General features: G+C 52.4%; 15 protein-coding genes. 4 read left to right on the top strand and 11 right to left on the bottom strand.

Annotated elements, in window-relative coordinates; genetic code table 11:
* Window positions 1-34: 34 nt before the first annotated feature.
* The 5 genes from NST69_RS00895 to NST69_RS00875 form a co-directional block, all read right to left on the bottom strand.
* Window positions 35-415 (bottom strand): RidA family protein, encoded by a 381-nt coding sequence (locus NST69_RS00895; protein WP_036722134.1) that lies wholly within the window; start codon window positions 413-415, stop codon window positions 35-37.
* 109 nt (window positions 416-524) lie between these two features.
* Window positions 525-1,187: an oxidoreductase gene (locus tag NST69_RS00890; RefSeq protein ID WP_339253239.1), complete on the bottom strand. Its 663-nt coding sequence runs from the start codon at window positions 1,185-1,187 to the stop codon at window positions 525-527.
* A 25-nt stretch (window positions 1,188-1,212) separates the two neighbouring features.
* The gene (locus tag NST69_RS00885) at window positions 1,213-2,487 is read right to left on the bottom strand and encodes an MFS transporter (RefSeq protein WP_036722129.1); all 1,275 of its coding nucleotides are present in this window, start codon (window positions 2,485-2,487) and stop codon (window positions 1,213-1,215) included.
* 101 nt (window positions 2,488-2,588) lie between these two features.
* Window positions 2,589-4,004 (bottom strand): ATP-binding protein, encoded by a 1,416-nt coding sequence (locus tag NST69_RS00880; RefSeq protein ID WP_036722127.1) that lies wholly within the window; start codon window positions 4,002-4,004, stop codon window positions 2,589-2,591.
* 223 nt (window positions 4,005-4,227) lie between these two features.
* Complete coding sequence (locus NST69_RS00875; RefSeq protein WP_036695255.1) at window positions 4,228-4,431, bottom strand: CsbD family protein; 204 nt, start codon at window positions 4,429-4,431, stop codon at window positions 4,228-4,230.
* Window positions 4,432-4,913: 482 nt separating this feature from the next.
* On the opposite strand from NST69_RS00875, the gene NST69_RS00870 reads away from it, so the two are divergent.
* The 4 genes from NST69_RS00870 (at window position 4,914) to NST69_RS00855 (ending at window position 9,434) form a co-directional block, all read left to right on the top strand.
* Window positions 4,914-5,819, top strand: coding sequence for a hypothetical protein (locus tag NST69_RS00870; protein ID WP_036722123.1), 906 nt, complete (start codon window positions 4,914-4,916; stop codon window positions 5,817-5,819).
* A 49-nt stretch (window positions 5,820-5,868) separates the two neighbouring features.
* Window positions 5,869-7,746 (top strand): FAD-dependent oxidoreductase, encoded by a 1,878-nt coding sequence (locus tag NST69_RS00865; protein WP_036722120.1) that lies wholly within the window; start codon window positions 5,869-5,871, stop codon window positions 7,744-7,746.
* A gap of 239 nt (window positions 7,747-7,985) precedes the next feature.
* Window positions 7,986-8,435: a hypothetical protein gene (locus NST69_RS00860; protein WP_036722118.1), complete on the top strand. Its 450-nt coding sequence runs from the start codon at window positions 7,986-7,988 to the stop codon at window positions 8,433-8,435.
* 18 nt (window positions 8,436-8,453) lie between these two features.
* A complete protein-coding gene (locus NST69_RS00855; RefSeq protein WP_340978364.1) occupies window positions 8,454-9,434 on the top strand; it encodes a polyprenyl synthetase family protein in 981 nt (326 codons plus the stop codon).
* A gap of 844 nt (window positions 9,435-10,278) precedes the next feature.
* Here the strand turns inward: NST69_RS00855 and NST69_RS00850 are convergent.
* From NST69_RS00850 to NST69_RS00825, 6 genes are all read right to left on the bottom strand, one after another.
* The gene (locus NST69_RS00850) at window positions 10,279-11,163 is read right to left on the bottom strand and encodes a UbiA-like polyprenyltransferase (protein WP_051477771.1); all 885 of its coding nucleotides are present in this window, start codon (window positions 11,161-11,163) and stop codon (window positions 10,279-10,281) included.
* Between the two features lie 17 nt (window positions 11,164-11,180).
* On the bottom strand, window positions 11,181-12,464 hold the full coding sequence (locus NST69_RS00845; protein ID WP_342548230.1) for an aspartate aminotransferase family protein: 1,284 nt from the start codon (window positions 12,462-12,464) through the stop codon (window positions 11,181-11,183).
* 125 nt (window positions 12,465-12,589) lie between these two features.
* Window positions 12,590-14,515 carry a U32 family peptidase gene (locus NST69_RS00840; RefSeq protein ID WP_340978362.1) on the bottom strand — a complete coding sequence of 642 codons (1,926 nt, stop codon included), beginning with the start codon at window positions 14,513-14,515 and terminating at the stop codon, window positions 12,590-12,592.
* Between the two features lie 21 nt (window positions 14,516-14,536).
* Complete coding sequence (locus NST69_RS00835; protein ID WP_076085408.1) at window positions 14,537-15,328, bottom strand: energy-coupling factor transporter transmembrane component T; 792 nt, start codon at window positions 15,326-15,328, stop codon at window positions 14,537-14,539.
* A complete protein-coding gene (locus tag NST69_RS00830; protein ID WP_340978361.1) occupies window positions 15,321-16,229 on the bottom strand; it encodes an energy-coupling factor transporter ATPase in 909 nt (302 codons plus the stop codon). The genes NST69_RS00835 and NST69_RS00830 overlap by 8 nt, the downstream gene beginning before the upstream one ends.
* Window positions 16,205-17,071 (bottom strand): ATP-binding cassette domain-containing protein, encoded by an 867-nt coding sequence (locus tag NST69_RS00825; RefSeq protein WP_051477769.1) that lies wholly within the window; start codon window positions 17,069-17,071, stop codon window positions 16,205-16,207. Before NST69_RS00825 ends, NST69_RS00830 begins: the two co-directional genes overlap by 25 nt.
* Between the last annotated feature and the right edge of the window lie 13 nt (window positions 17,072-17,084).

Genomic DNA, 17,084 nt, shown 5'->3' with positions numbered 1-17,084 from the left:
GTACCATACCCTTACCGGTTGTAACCGGCCTGGGTTATTTCTTGCGTGCTACCGCTTCGATCTCGACCAGCGCGTCCTTCGGCAGACGGGCTACTTCAACGGCACTGCGGGCCGGGTAAGGCTCGGTGAAGAAGGTGCTGTACACCTCGTTAACCGCCGCGAAATCATTCATATCCTTCAGATACACGGTTGTCTTCACCACCTGATCCATTGATGCTCCGGCCTCTTCCAGGATGGCCTTCACATTGTTAAGCGACTGGCGTGCCTGCTCCTGCACACTGCCCGGCAGTTCCGCCGTCTCCGGGTCCATTCCCAGCTGGCCTGAAGTGTAGACCCAGTTGCCGGCAACAATGGCCTGGCTGTAAGGGCCGATCGCTCCTGGAGCTTTCTTTGTAGCTACTTGTTTTTTGGTCATAGTGAACGCCTCCTGCATGCTGTACGCGGCCTGTAGACCGCTATGTACATTCTAATCGTAAGTTTATTGTAAGTCCTGGGGTCTGCGGTTTGCAAACCCTGCTGCCCAGCTAATGCTTGCCAATCACATGAATAACCTCATTGGTGTAGATATGAACGCCGCCTGTATCGGCCAGGGCAATGTTCATCATCGCCCGCGCTACCGTTGCAGCCGGAATGGCCCGGAACTTCGCAGCCTTGCCGACCATCGCGAAATCCAGCGCCTTCATAACCACAGCTGCGGCGCGTTCACCCAGCCTGAATTCTGCCCGGTCCCCAAGGAGCAGAGAAGGCCGGAACAGATGCAGGCCGTGGAATCCGGCAGCAATCAGGCCCTCCTCCGTCCGCCCCTTGATCCGGCTATAGAAGGTGCGCGATTTGGCGCTGGCTCCCATAGAGGACACGGCCAGGAACTGCTTCACATTATGCTCTTTGGCCAGGGCCGCAGCCGCAAGCGGATATTCCAGGTCCACCCGTTCGAACTGCTCCTGCGAGCCCGCCTGCTTAATCGTCGTTCCCAGGCAGCAGAATACTGCATATACACCGGCGAATTGCTCGCTGTATTGCTCAAGCCGGTCCCAATCCACTTGAATCTGTCTCAGCTTCGGATGCTCAAGCGCAAGCGGACGGCGGACCAGTACACGGACCTCGTCCCAATTCCCGCCCAGCAGGTCCCGGGTCAGCGCACTGCCGACCAGCCCTGTAGCTCCCAGTACCAGTGCAATTCTTGTCACCGAAATAGCCTCCTTCTATTCCTCCTTATTCATCCCGCAGAATACGGCGGCCCAGCAGCAGTGCCAGCAGAATCATCAGCACGCCTACCACTAACTGCATGCCGTAGATCTGCATCCACTGGGGCCATTCCTTAATCCATTCATAGATACGGCCGCCCAGCAGTGGGCCGAAGAAGGCCGCCAGACCGGTAAGCGCCGCATACATCGCCATATACATCGGCCGTTCGCGCTTCGGCGTATCGCCAATAATGAAGTTGAAGGCGAGCTGGTTGAAGCCTCCCACACCCACGCCGAACACAATATGGGCCGCAAATAATACCGGAAGCATCGGCAGCACAGACAAGAGTCCCCAGATCAGGGAAGAGACCGCGATAATCGGCAGCGTCCACAGCAGCAGCTTCTTGTTGCTGTGCCTGGCGTTCAGATTGCCCCATACATAGAAGCTGGCCATCATGAAGACCGTCTGCGCGACATTCAGCAGGGACAGCTTCTCATAATTGATATTCAGCAGCTGCAGCATGACATAGGAATACAGCGGCACGGTCAGGTTCTGCAGCAGCAGCCAAGCAGACAGGAACAGCGTGGATTTCATGAACATCTTGTCCTGAAGCGGCTTCCTGAGCATCGGCAGGAAGTCCTTCTCTTCCGATTTCTCAAACGGCACATCCGGGTAGAAGAAGAACACCACAATATTCGAGATCGAGAAAATCCACACTACAATATACAGGATAAGGAATCCGTGTCCGCCCGGATAACGGTCAAGAATAATACCGCCTCCGTACATCACCAGGCTTCCCAGCGCATTAAGGAACGTATTGCGAATACCGAAATACCGGCCCCGGACCCTTGCAGGCACCAGGTCACTGATGACCGAATTCCAGAGCACACCGCCGGCAGTGTTGGCAATAAAGGCAATGGTATATAGTACGATGAAGGCAGTAACCCAGTGCTCTTGCGGAAAAATAAACGGAACCAGGCCCGTAGATCCCCACAACAGCCGGTGTAAGCCAATAAAAGTCACGAGCGCCCACTTGCGGCTCGGCAGCCTCTGAATCAGGAAAGCCACACCGATCTGTGCGACGTTCACCAGCGTAGTAAGCGCGAGGACAAATCCGATCTGACTGGAGCTGGCACCCAGGTATAACAAAAATCCTGTAAGAAATTGGCCTTGCAGCAGCACCTGGAATATGGTGGATGGTATCCCCTCAAAGGTAGCGATCTGCAGATTCTTGCGGTGTACGGAGGCCTTGCGCAAATCCTTGGAACGGTTCCGCAGCGGCCGGCTTCTCATGATGTTCATGGGGTGTTGACTCTCCTTTGATGCGGCTTTTGCTTCATTCTACTCAGCACCAGGTTCCTGTCAATACACCGAAATCACAAATAAAGTTGGAGCTGCGGGGATTATACGGACGCGTCTGAATGCAGTGGTAAATATAAGGAGAATATACTGCCCTGGCCTTCGCGGCTATGCAGGGTAATGAAGCCGCCCAGGAGCCTGGCCAGATCATTGCTGATAGACAGGCCCAGCCCCGTACCGCCATACTTGCGGCTGACATTGATATCCGCCTGTTCAAAGGCCTCGAAGATCAGATCATGCTTCTCCGGGGGAATGCCAATTCCGGTATCCTGCACCTCAAAGGCAATCCATTTCTGTGCAGCAGCCCCCTCCTGACGTTCCACTACACGGATATTCATAGTGACCCCGCCAGTCATCGTGAACTTGAACGCATTCGAGAGCAGATTGCGCAGAATCTGCTGCACCCGCTGGGGGTCCGTGTAGATTACCGCAGGCACCCCTTCGTCCAGGGAGACACTGAAGGTGAGCTGCTTCTGTCTGGCTAAGACGCCGAACTGCTGGACGAGCAGATCAGGGACCTCGCTGGTATTTAAATCCTCTATAATAATATCCAGCTTCCCTGCCTCCACCTTGGACAGATCGAGAATATCATTGATGAGCGACAGGAGATCCTCCCCGGAGCGGTGAATGATCCCCCCATATTCAGCAAGCTCCTCCGCACTCAGGGACTCACCGCCTTCTTCAATCATCTGGGACAGGTTGATAATGCTGTTCAGCGGGGTTCTTAGTTCATGGGACATGTTCGCCAGGAACTCCGATTTGAACTGTGAGGCTAGCATGAGCTGCTTGGCTCTTTCCTCGAGCACAATTTTATTCTTATGCAGCTCCTCCGTCTGCTCGGACAACAGCTTATTCGCTCTAATGATCTGTCCTGTACGCATCAGGTCCAGATGAAAATCGCGGATAATCAGCGCGAACAACGCACTGAGGACAAGGCCTGCGGGAAAGGTAACCGGCAGAATCTTCGTTATGTAATCATGTGTGGGAATGACCCCAAATACGGCAATATTCAGCACATTCACTACATTGACTACCAGAATAGTAGCAATTCCCTTATACATCACCGATGAAGACGAACGCTTCATCTGTACGCTTAGCGCGGCACAGACAAAGCCCAGGATAGTCAGATTCAGCACGCCTACCAGCGCTGCCTCGTTTACTCCAAAGGTCAGGCGCGTAAGCCCGGTTGCGATTCCGATGATAATCAGGACCAAGGGCTGGGGGTAAGCCAGTGTAGAGATGATCAGCGGTACATACCGCAGGTCAAAAATGACATGCTCATGCAGTCTGTAGCCGAAAAAGGTGCTGATCCACCCTGCAAAGACCGCAAGCAGCACCCAGCTTACTCTTTTTACAGGCTCGGATGCGTGGGTTACAGTGTACTTGTATATTAGATTCGCCAGATACGACAGAGTGATTAGTAAAGCTGTATTCACAAAAAAGATTTTGACATATTCCATGGCTTCACTCCTGCAGCGAAAATAAGTTCACAATAATATTTATAGTATCATACTGGAGGAATGAAAAACATGAAGCGTGAGAGCTATTGCATATGTATATGTATGAGAGTGATAGCTGCGGAATGTCCCGGGGACAGCAAAAAAGCGCAAATCAGATACGATTTGCGCTCTTTCCTTGAAATATAAGATTTTATATGTTTTACGCTATAAATTATCCTTCTGATTAGCTGCGGTGGGAGGACTCCCATTTATGGTACTCCGCTTCGGCTTCATCCTTGGAATGGCCGTAACGCTCCTGCAGCTTGCCTACCAGCTTGTCTTTTTCACCATCGATGATATCCAGGTCGTCATCTGTCAGCTTGCCCCATTGCTTCTTGGCTTCACCTTTAATCTGCAGCCATTTACCTTTGATCACATTGTTATCCACTACAAGCTCATCTCCTTAGTTGTCTATTTAATGTCTGGCGAAAGCTTATAATTGCTTGTGAACTATTACCCCCATGACTTTTGGCTGAATCGCCAGGCTGTGCAGGGGCTGCACCTACAATTGCTTGAAACCATGCAAAACAACTCAACTTTTGTCACATAAAAGTCTTTTTAAAAAGCTATTCAACTATCTTAAAATTTGATATACTTCAGAAGTAAATTTATTTATGATTTAAGTGATTATTTTCACATGATAGTTCCATAGCTTGTGCTAAAATGCCATCGAACAAGAAACGATATGATTAAATTTTTTCTTATTGCCTGCCGATATATGTCGTATGCCTGCTACAAAAAGGGACTTAAGACCGAGATGAAAGTGACATTTATCATTTATAAAGTGATTTTTATCACTTCCACCGCTATTAAAATGTTTTACATTTTAATATATATATTTTAAACTATTTTCTTGGAGGTCATATCAAAATGAAAAAAGCTTCTGTAATCTTGTCGAGCGCTCTGGTATTGGGTACTTTACTCGCAGGTTGTGGCAACAGCAACAAAGCAGAGAACGCTGCTGCAACAACAGCACCTGTGGCAACTGCTACTGCTGCAACTGAAGCAACTACTGCACCTGCAGCCGAAACAGGCAAGTACCAGGACGGAACCTACTACGGTACGGTGGATGCCGATCCAGAGACTGGCTGGCAGACCTTTACACAACTGACTGTAGAAGGCGGCAAAATCACCAAAGCTGACTGGAATGCTTTCAATGTTAAAAAAGCGGGCGATTTGAAGAAAAAAGTATCTGAAGACGGCAACTACGGCCTGGTAAAAATCGGCGGAGCGAAGTCCGAATGGCATGAACAGGCTGCTCTTGCTGAAGCTTACCTGATTGAAAAACAAGATCCTGCTGCTCTCACTGTAAATGCTGAAGGCAAAACAGATGCAATCTCCGGTGTATCCGTACACGTTAGTGATTTCGTTGGCGCGGCTCAGGCTGCACTTGCTGCCGGCCCTGCACAAGCAGGCCCATACAAAGATGGCGGATATACTGCTGAAGGTGAAATGGATGCTAAATCCGGCTGGAAGTCCACAGTAGCTCTCTCTGTTGCTAACGGCAACGTTGTAGCTGTTAATTTCAGCGGTGTGAATGCTGCAGGCGACGATAAGAAACAATATTCTGTAGATGGCAAATACGGCATGAAAGCCGGCGGCGCTGCTGCTGAATGGCATGAAGAAATCGCCCTTGCCGAGAAATACTTCCTTGAGAACAAAGGCGTAGCTCCTACCCTGGATGCTGAAGGTAAAACAGATGCAATCTCCGGCGTATCCATCCACGTTGGTGAATATTTCACACTTGCACAAAAAGCACTCGAAGGCGCGAAATAATTATTCGCTACCCTTTTGCAGCTAATCAGATGAATGAGGTGAGTTTCTCTTGAAGAAAATAGTCATTTTGGGCGGCGGCTACGGCGGCGTACTCACGGCTAAGAAACTGGCAAAGAAATTTAAGAACGACAAAGATGTAGAAATCAAACTGATCGACCGAAATCCATACCACACTCTTTTGACTGAGCTGCATGAGGTTTCTGCGAATCGCGCACCTGAGGATTCGATCAAAATTGACTTGAAGAAAATCTTTGCCGGCCTGAAGGTAGATGTTGTTCTGGACGAAATCAGCAACATTGATTTCAAGAACAAGAAGCTGAAGTCCGACAAAGCCACTTATGCTTATGATTATCTGGTCATCGGCACAGGAAGCAAGCCAACCTTCTTCGGAATCCCCGGAGCAGAAGAGAACACCTTCTCCTTCTGGTCCTATGATGATGCAGTTGCCTTGAAGCGTCAAATCCGCGACATGTACACCAAAGCTGCGAAGGAAAAGAACCCGGCTACACGCCGCGCTATGCTGACCTTCGTAATTATCGGTGCCGGCTTTACCGGCGTTGAGCTTGTAGGTGAAATGGCCGAGCAGCGCGATGAGCTCTGCAGAGAATTCTTCATCGATCCTTCCGAAGTGAGATTAATCGTGGCTGATATGGCTCCGAAGATCCTGCCTATCCTGCCGGATAAGCTGATCCAGAAAGCCGAAGCCCGTCTGCGCAAGCTGAAGGTAGAAATTGTTACAGGCGCCAAAATCACCGAAGTAGGCGCAGGCTCTGTTGCCCTCGGCGAGAAGAACATCGTGGATGCACAGACAATTGTCTGGACAGCCGGTGTTGAAGGCTCCGAAATTGTCGGCAACCTTGATGTTCAGCAGCAAGGCCGCAAACGTATTGTTACCAATGAACACCTTGAAAGTGTTGACCATAAGAACGTATACGTTGTAGGGGATAACATCTTCTTCATCCCTGAAGGCGAAGAACGTCCAGTTCCGCAAATGGTTGAGAATGCTGAACAAGCGGCTCCGGTTATCGCAGGCAATATCACTGCCGATATCAAGGGTACGCCTAAAAAAGCATACAAACCAGGCTTCCACGGCACCATGGTTTCGATCGGCAGCCGCTACGGTGTAGCGAACGTTGGTCTTCCGGGCAAGTTCTTCATGCTGACCGGCTTCATGGCTATGTTGTCCAAACATTTCATCAATATGTTCTATCTGTCACAGGTTGTAGGCTTCAATAAGGTCTGGACTTACATGATGCACGAGTTCTTCCATGTTGAGAACCGCAAGAGCTTCGTTGGCGGTTACTTCTCCAAGCGCTCGCCGAACTTCTGGCTCGTTCCGCTCCGTATGCTCCTTGGGGGAATGTGGTTATATGAAGGTATAGAGAAGATCCGCAAGATCTGGGTTGATCCGAATAAGATTTTCCTGATTCCTGCGGCTCCTTATGCAGACGCCACATCGGCAGCAAGTCAGGCTGTGGATGCAGTCAAAACTACCGTAGATGCCCAATCTGCCGCTTCCGCAGTATCCACTGCCAAAGAAGCTGTATCGGCTCTTCCGGTTCCAGGCTTCATTTATGATATCTCTAACTGGTTCATGGATCTCATGTTCTATAACCCGGATGGTTCTTACACCTTCCTGGCCAAATGGTTCCAAATCGGTATGGTCTGTGCCGAGATCGTCTTCGGTGTAATGCTGATCGTCGGTCTGTTCACAGCTATCTCTGCTATAGCTACGATAGGTATGGCGGTTATGATCTGGACCACCAAGATGGCAGCAACAGAAATGCTCTGGTATGTTGGGGCAGCGATTGCCTGCATCGGCGGTTCCGGCACCGTGTTCAGCCTGGATTACTATGTTCTTCCTTGGCTCAAGAAGCAGTGGAAGAGAATACCTCTGGTCCGGCGCTGGTATCTGTATACCGACTGATGAACCGGGTAACCGGTGGTTAAGAACTACATCCATTTATAACAGCAGCGTATGCACAAGCTGCGCTGCTGCAAGCTGAATAGGATATTCTTAAGAGTAATGTGTCCCTAGGACACATTACTCTCCTTGTTTAACGAGGTGAAAGTACATTTATATGTTCGTTTTCAACAAAATGGTTTTGTAGGGATAATCAGGGATTCGGTTCTATCCAGCAAAACCGACATGAAGGAGAGAAGCTTGTGAACCAAAAAATCGCCCAAGATACATTCCGGTTGCTTCAGGCTGAGATGTCTAAGATCGCCGGAATTCAGTTGTCTCTCTCTCCGGCAGAATGTGAGCAAATGCTCTCGGTACTGGAACGCCATGATCTGGAATATGACCGCAAAACCCATTTGCTAGGTATTTATACCATTCTTACCGTGGCAGCACAGCGCCATATGGAATGTGTCCCACATCATCCTGACCTGACCCGTAACATTTTGGATGGAGATTACCTGTACAGCTTCTATCTGCAGTTTGCAGTGAAATGCCGGGAGCTGGATCTGGTTGCCTACATGGCCCCTTCCATCAAAAAAATGCAGATCGCACGTTCAAATGGAGAGTTCACCGAACACAATCCGGCCCGGGAGTTGGATGAATTCCTCATTCAGGAGCGCAGACAACGAAGCCGTACCAGTAAAGCCATTTGACAGGTGGGAACATGAACGATGAAGCTGCATGAAGCCTTGAATATTGATCTGAATGAAATTAACCGTGAAATTAAGAATCTGGTCACCCATGATAAGGATGTTCCCAAAAAGTCGCAGCTGGCGCAGAGCATTCTCGAATTAACAGGCTCCGGCGGTAAACGCCTCCGCCCGCTGATGGTTATTGTCGGCAGCCGGTTTGGCCTGAGACCTGCCGGACGCCGAACTCTGCAATTATCCGCTGCGGCTGAATTTATCCATGTGGCCTCACTGATTCATGACGATATTATTGATAACGCCGAGCTGCGGCGGGGCGAGCCTGCGCTTCATATCAAGACAGGCATTCTATCCGCTGTTCATATCGGTAATTATATGTCTGCCCGCATCATTGAACTGCTCAGCAAGTACACCGGGGATAAGGACCGTTACGTTCACGATCTGTCCTCTGTCGCCACCTCCCAATTGTGTCTTGGCGAATATCAGCAATTAGAGCATGCCTTCGATTATGATCTTACGCTGGAGCAATATCTGGAGAAATCCCGTAACAAAACCGCGCTGCTAATGGCCACCTGCCTGCGGGTAGGCGCACTGTCGGCGGAGAGCAGCACAGAGACAGCCCAGCTCCTCTATGATTTCGGCGAAGCGCTGGGGATGTCGTTCCAGATCCAGGATGATATCCTGGACTTCACGCAATCGGCGGATGTACTAGGCAAGCCGGCCGGCAGCGATCTCCGCCACGGCCAGGTTACCCTTCCGGTGCTCTTTGCCTTAGAGGATGCCGAGCTTGCCCCTGTCATCCGCAGAATAGGCCCTGGCTCATCTCCCGCCGACATCGAACAAGTCCTGGAGCTGGTAAGGGGCAGTGATGCCCTAACCCGCTCAGAGGCCGTCAGCCAGGACTATCTGGCCCGGGCTGCTGCGATTGTGGAGCAGCTCTCCAGCTTCCCGGCGCATGCCGATCTGGAAACCCTGCTGCAGTACTTCGCTGGGCGTGACCGCTGAGCTCCGGACTGAATGGGTTATAGCCAGCGATGCTCTAACGCATTGTGGCCGTCAGCAGAGAATACCTGGCCAAGGCTGTTGCAATCGGTTAGCATCTGTAAGCTTTCGTACAATGCTTACGTAGCTCAGCTGTATTATGATGCTGCAAGCTCCACGCTGCTTTATTAGTTCATACTGTACGCTCCACCCTTCACACTATATGTATTAACACATATTAAGTAAACGAGCCTGAGTAAGGCTCGTTTTTTTGTTTTTTATCACACTTCGCCGCGCTAATTGTATTTTGTACAACTAAAGTCCCCTCTAATGAGCTGGCAGGTGCTTTAATTGCACTCTGTACACCTATTTAGGCTGGAATGCCCTCAAAAGCTACTTTTCATTATTTTAGTTGTACAGAATACATGTATCATACGAAATTAGCTTTTTGGATGTCTTTTAGTTGTACGAAATACACTTAACCGCCCACATCTCACCTATCCGCTAAATAGCGAACGCAGCGGAGCGTACGTGAGTGAGTTTAGCAGGGAGCTTTGGCTATTGGGGGTTGGGGTTCGGGGTTGTTTGCCGCCCAAAAAGAAGAAAAGCGCGAAGCTCTAAGCTTATTCGCGCTTTTTCTGCCTCCCCCCTCTGGGTAGGCCTGTTGTCTTTTTGAAGTTAATCCTGCCTGGGGGAGGTTAGGACGGAACGGAGAGGAATTTTGGAACTGGAGGAGCGGTAGCGTCCGCCTTTATATTTGGATTTCTACCTCGGCCAGCGGTTCTAATCAGGAAATCCAAATATAACAGCGACCGGAAGTCCAAACATTCCGCGCAGTGCAGCATCCCAACCTCCTTCCCCCCCCAACCTAATTAACGTAAAAATAATCAATCAGCGTACACAGCAAGATCACCATACTGATCACCTGATTCAAATTATAAGAAGCCACCTTCATCAGCTTGCGGTTAGCAGGCTTGATGATCTTGTGCTCCGTCATGAGCAGCACCGTAGCGATGCCGATGCCCACCAGATACATCCAGCCGAGATCACGCCAGACGTACAGGAACAGCAGCAGCATAACCATAATGAAATGCAGCCCTTTGGAGATCCGCAGCGCGTTCTCCAGGCCGAAGAAGCTCGGTATGGACCATAAGCCGTTCTTCCGGTCGAACTCAATGTCCTGAGTCCCGTAGATGATATCAAACCCGGCAATCCAGAGCATCACCACGGTTCCGATCACGAATGGCGTGAACGCGATATTCCCGGTAACCGCAAACCAGGCGCCAATCGGGGCCGAAGCAATCACGAAGCCCAGATACAGATGGCTCAGGAAGGTGAACCGCTTCGTATAAGAGTAGGATGAGATCAGTACAATAGCTACCGGGGACAGCACCAGGCAGAGCAGGTTCAGCATCCCGGAGGCCACAATGAACAGGGCATAATTGATGATAATGAACAGAATGACTTCCTTCTCTGCGAGCAGACGCTGCGGCAGATGCCGGTGGGCGGTTCGCGGATTATTGCCGTCGAAGGTGCGGTCTACCAGACGATTGAACGCATTCGCCCCGTTGCGTGCCCCAATCAGCGCGATTAGTCCCCATAACATCATATGGCCGGAAGGCCAGCCTCCCGCCGCCCAGACCATCGAGATGATGGCAAAAGGCAGTGAGAACAGCGTATGCGAGAACATCACCAGCTCGCTGAACATTTTCATTTTAAGCGCCGTATGTTTAAAAGCATTAATGATAACCATATTGTTAGGCCTCTTTCTCAGTGGATCGCTTGCAGCACTTCATGGAGTGCATCCAGCAGGGCATCGATATTACCGGAAGTGACCACAAGCGGCGGCTGGAAGGCGAGGACGTTGCGGCCTATACCGTTTTTGCCGATCAGGTATCCGCGGTCCTTCAGCTCCTCCAGCACATAGTCTGTCACCGCAGCGGCATCCTCAGTCTCCGAACCGGCCAGCTCGGCCCCCAGCATAAGTCCGCTGCCCCGTACGTCGGTAATCAACGCAGGGTAACGCTCCTGGAGAGCAAGCAAGCCTTGCTTCAGCTGTCCGCCGAGCACAGACGCACGTTCCGCCAGCCGCTCATCACGGATGTAGTCCAGCACCGCCAGCGCCGTAGCCGCTGAGACCGGATTCCCTCCGAACGTCGAGGCGGAAGGCTTGTTCAGCGATGCCGCAATCTCATCTGTTGTGGAAAAGGCAGCGATGGGCACTCCGTTCCCCAGCGCCTTGGCCATGCTGATAATGTCCGGCACGACGCCGAAATGCTCCATTGCAAACATAGCTCCGCTCCGGCCGTAGCCGGTCTGGATTTCGTCGTCAATCAGCAGTACACCGTACTGCTCAAGCAGCGCCTTCACCTCACGGAAATAGGACAGCGCAGGCATGACGATCCCGCCGTTCCCTTGAATCGGCTCCACGATCATGGCGGCAATGGTGTCTCCTTGGGCAGCGAGTACCTCCTTCAGATTCTTGATCGACTGCGCCGCCGCTTCCTCCAGCGTCAATTCCGGATGATACGGGCGTTTAATGAACGTAACATCCTCATCCAGGTAGGCATCGGTTCTCCACATTTGCAGCCCGGTCACACTCATGGTGAGGTTGGTCCGGCCATGCAGGCCAGCTTCCAGGGCGATGAAGCCTTTGCGGCCGGTATGCATCCGCGCCAGCAGCAGCGCCCCTTCATTCGCCTCCGAGCCACTGTTGACGAAGAATGTCCGGCGCAGCGCGCCCGGCAGCACTTCTTCCAGGCGTTCCGCCAAATCTACATTCGGCTGGGTCAGGTAGATCGGCGAAGTGTGCTGCAATTGCTGAAGCTGTGCTATCGTACGGGAAGTAATAGCCGGATTACAGTGGCCGCAGGCAACCACTGAGACTCCTGCGAAGAAGTCGGTGTATTCCTTGCCGTTCTCATCGTAGACATACTGCATGCTTCCGCGCACCAATTGCGGGGCATCCCGGTAAAAATGTGCGGTGCACGGGTAGAAATACTGCTTTCTTTTGGCAGCTACCGCTTCTCTTCCAATGATGACGCTCTGTTCCATGTAAATCCCTCACTTTCAACTGCTGATAATTCAAGATGACTAGTTTGTGAAAAAAGGTACTTATAATTGCGCCATATGCCCTATTATACTCTCCTCGGCGTTATTTTAAAATTGAATTATTAACATTAGTTGAATTGCAGTGAACCGAGGGTGTATCCCGCATAGACCGGCTTCAGCCCGCCCAGCAGTTCCTCCTCCGGCTTCGCCCCATCCATCGCAGCCTGATAAGCAGCAATAATGGCGCGCAGCTCCTCTATGCTGTATGTCGCACCTTCAATCCGGAAGCTTGTAATTCCCAGGCCGTTCATTTCACCCAGCATCGGGAGATAACATAGCTCCTTAGCGAACAGCAGATGGCAGCGGCCATATTGGTCACGGTAGACCGGGTTCTCGCCCTTGTCGGTCTTGAGCACCAGCACTTCATTGCGGACATACTGGTTGTCTTCCTCCCCAATCGGCTCCATCACCTCTGTATTCTCGAACAGATCATGCTCCATATACATCAGAGCAGGCGTTCCGTGAACCACAACCTCCAGCGGCAAGTCACTGTGCGAGGTGAAGGAGGCGAAATGCTCCAGCGTCATCTCCGGCGAAACGGTCAGCTTCGTCAGGCCCAGTCCGGCATACAGTCCGGCTGACAGATGGTTGTATACATTCAGATTGGCATCGCCCATCATCGGGTAACCGGTGCCACGGTAGCGGCGGATCGCTCCCAGGTTCGTAATGATCAGGCCGTCAATCGGCAGCCGTTCCCCGTTCAGCAGATGATCATATTGGTCGAAATGCAGCTCGTTCATCATCCGCGGCAGACCCAGATATAGCTTGGTATGGCCTTTTACCGCTCCAAGATCCTTAATATCCTGCTTCGTAAAAGGACGGTCCGGCTCAAACACATCGCCCGGCAGATACAAGCTGTCTACTCCCATCTCCAGTACGAGACGCGCCTGCTCCATATTATTCACACGCACTGCCAGCTCAGGCTTGATAAGGGTACTGCGTCTGTCTTCAGCCATTCGTGCCCGCAGTTCAGTCACCCGCTCTGCAGATAGCTCACGCTCGGCAGTCGGCGTACTGAACACTTTGCCGGTACTGTAGAACTTGCCTGTTCCCTCATAACGGCGGTTGATATTCGACAGTCCCGGTCTGCCAAAAGCATACGCCGTGGAGAAATCACGCTTACGGTTGTTATACAGCTCTTTGGAATCCTGGGTCCGGTCGAAGCCCAGCGGATCATCGATATAACGGTCAATCGCATCGCCATAGCTGTTGGACAGCATCACCATGAAGTCTTTATCGCGCATACGGCCTTCGATTTTGAAGGAAGTAATGCCCGATTCAATCAGCTCCGGAAGATGCTCATACATGAACATATCCTTCACCGCCAGCGGATATTCCGCAGGGAAGACATAGCCGTCACGTTTGATCCGGTAATCCCAGCGGCAAGGCTTCATGCATTTGCCCCGGTTACTGCTCATCCCGAACACCTGGGAGCTGAAATAACAGTTCGCCCCGTGGACAGAGCACATATCGCCATGGATGAAATACTCCAGCTCCATACCGCTCTGGCGTCCCAGCAGCTTCGCAGTCTGCAGATCCATCTCCCGCGAGGTAACCACCCGGCTGACGCCCAGCTCCTTCAGCGCGTGGATCATCTCCAGATTATGCACATTCATCATGACGGATGCGTGAACCGGCAGATTCAGCCCCATCTCGCGGATCAATTCCAGCACCGCCATATCCTGCACGATCAGCGCGTCCGGTCGGGCCGTGTCCAGGAAGCTAAGGTACGCTCTGGCCTCTTCCACATCCTCTTCGCTGAACAGATTGTTGACCGTGATATATACTTTTTTGTCCATACTATGAGCGATATTCAGGGCTTCGATAATCTCTTCATGACTCAAGTTGTAGCCCTTGCGCATCATTCTCATGTTCAGCACCGGACCGCCGAAATACACCGCGTCACACTTCGATTCAATAACAGCCTTGAAGATCTCGAAGGTTCCCGCAGGTGCCAGTAACTCTACTTCCTTACCATTAAAATAACGTGCCATTCCCGTATCCCCCTAAATGTCTTACAATAATACAACTGCAACTCCCAGTACAACGAACATAGCAACAAAAAGCGTATCCGCCGCGCCCCACCTGAGCCGGTGATACCGGCTGCGCGGCGCATCCATGCGGAAGCCCCGGGCTTCCATGGAATAGATCAGGTCCTGGGCGCGCCGGAACGCACTGGCGATAACCGGGACCAGCAGCGAGACAAGCATCCGCGCCTTCTCCTTCAGCGGCAGCTCCTTCAGATCCGCTCCGCGCGAGGCCTGCGCCTTAAGAATAATCTGCGCCTCATCCAGAATCGTCGGGATGAAGCGGAGCGCGATGCTGATCATCAGCGTAATCCGGTCCGGTGACAGCCGGAGCTTCTTAAGCGGGGCCAGCACTCCCTCCAGCCCCTGATTCAGCTTGGCGGGTGTCGTCGTGAAGGTCAGTAGGGCTGTGAAGGTCAGCAGGAATAACATGCGGATGACAGAAAATGCTCCCATCCGCAGGCCGCCCGCATGCAGCGAGAACGAGCCAAGCGACCATAGCACCTCCCCTTCCTTCACGGACAGCGCCTGTACGATGAAGATGAACAACATCAGATAACGCAGAGGCTTCGCAGCCTTGATGAAATATTTCAGTGGAATGCGGGTCGTCGCCATCACCACGATGGAGAAGACCGCAACCAGCCCGATTGATATCCACGAAGTAGACAGCAGGATGATGGCTACATAGAGCAGCATCCCGGTGATTTTGGACCGGGCATCCAGCTTATGGACCCAGGAGCCCGTATCAATGCTGCGTCCCAGCAGCAGACGCTCATTCATGGCCATTCCCCATTTCTTCCGTGCCGGAGACATTCAGCGTGCGGCGCTCTTCCAGCAAGGCCGCAAGCCGCCCCGCGAGGCCCTCCGCTGTAAGGAGCGGTTTCTCGCCGCTAAGACCGAAGCGCTCAGCGGCAGCTTGCCAGTAACGCAGAGACTGCGGAACCCGCAGTCCGCAGCGCTCCAGAATCGCCGGATCAGCGGCCAGCTCGCCGCCACTGCCCTGGAAGGCGAGCTCCCCATCCTTAAGCAGCACCCAGTTGTCGGCATACGGCAACAGTTCATCCATCCGGTGCGTCACGATGATGATCGTCCGGCCCTGCTCGCGGCACAGCCGCTCCAAGAGCGCGATCAGCTCCGCGCGGCTTACCGGGTCCAGGGTGGCTGTCGGCTCATCCAGCACCACAATGTCCGGGTCCATTGCCAGCACGGAAGCGATAGCCGCCTTGCGCATCTGTCCTCCGCTGAGCCGGAAGGGATTGCGCTCCAGCAGCGCCAGATCCAGCCCCATGTCCGTCATCGACTTGCGGGCCCGTGCCTTGGCCTCCTCCAGACTGACTCCGAAGTTCAGCGGCCCGAAGCAGAGATCCTTCTCCACCGTATCTTCGAACATCTGCTGCTCCGGGAATTGAAAGACGAGGCCTACCCTCCGCCGCAGCGGAAGCAGCCTCGGTGATTTCTCCCCAGCAGTTATCGTTACATCCAGCACCTGCACCGTGCCTTCCGTCGGCTTAAGAATGCCATTGAACAGCTGGAGCAGTGTAGATTTGCCGGAGCCGGTAGCTCCGGCAATGCCGGTCAGCGAACCCTCGGCAATCTCCAGATTAATCCCGTGCAGCGCCGTCTGCTTCCACATACTGCGGTCGGCATACGTGTAGCTTACTTGCTGTAGTTGTATTGCCATAGTGTGTCTATAAGCTCCTTTTCGCTGGCGGGTACATCCACCGTAATTCCCCGGCTCTCCAGTTCACGGGCTAGCTGCCAAGTATAAGGCTCCCGCAAATGACACTTCTCCAGCAGCTCCGCATCACGGAACAGCTCCGCAGGTGATACATCTGCCGCAATGCTTCCCCCGTGCAGCGCAAGCACCCGGTCCGAAGCCAGAATCTCATCGGCATCATGGGTAATCAGCAGAATCGTGTAGCTGCCCGCGGCCTGCATGTCCCGCAGAATCCCCATCAGCTCATCGCGGCTGCCTTCGTCCAACATAGAAGAGGCCTCGTCGAAGATGACGATGCCTGGCTTCATGGCGAGAATCGAGGCGATGGCCACTCGCTGCTTCTGCCCGCCCGACAGCTCTCCGGGATGCTTCGACAGCAGATGGCCAATCCCGAGCTTACCAGTATAGAATTCAAGCCGCTCCTTCATCTCTTCGTAGGATAGGCACTGGCCCTCCAGGCCGAAGAGAATATCTTCTTCCACCGTCTGACCGATGAACTGGTTATCGGGGTTCTGGAAGACCATTCCGATGCATTGCCGGATGGACTGAACCGTCTCTTCCTGCAGCGTATGTCCGCAGACAGAGATCTGGCCGGCGCTCTTCGGGAGCAGCGCATTCAACAGCTTGACCAGGGTCGATTTGCCGCAGCCGTTAGGCCCCACAATACTCACCCATTGGCCCTGCGGGATCGACACATTGATATCATGGAGAATCGGATGCTCCGGGTCATAGCCGAAGGATACTCCCTCAAGGGCAATCACTGCCGGCTTCTCACCGGCTTTTGTATCGTTGTACGCTTGGTTCATGTTACTCATCCTT

The organism is Paenibacillus sp. FSL P2-0089 (genome assembly GCF_038595095.1).
Classification (GTDB): domain Bacteria; phylum Bacillota; class Bacilli; order Paenibacillales; family Paenibacillaceae; genus Paenibacillus_AQ; species Paenibacillus_AQ silagei.
The sequence above is the reverse complement of the archived record's forward strand: the minus strand, read 5'-3'. Positions and strand labels throughout refer to the sequence as shown.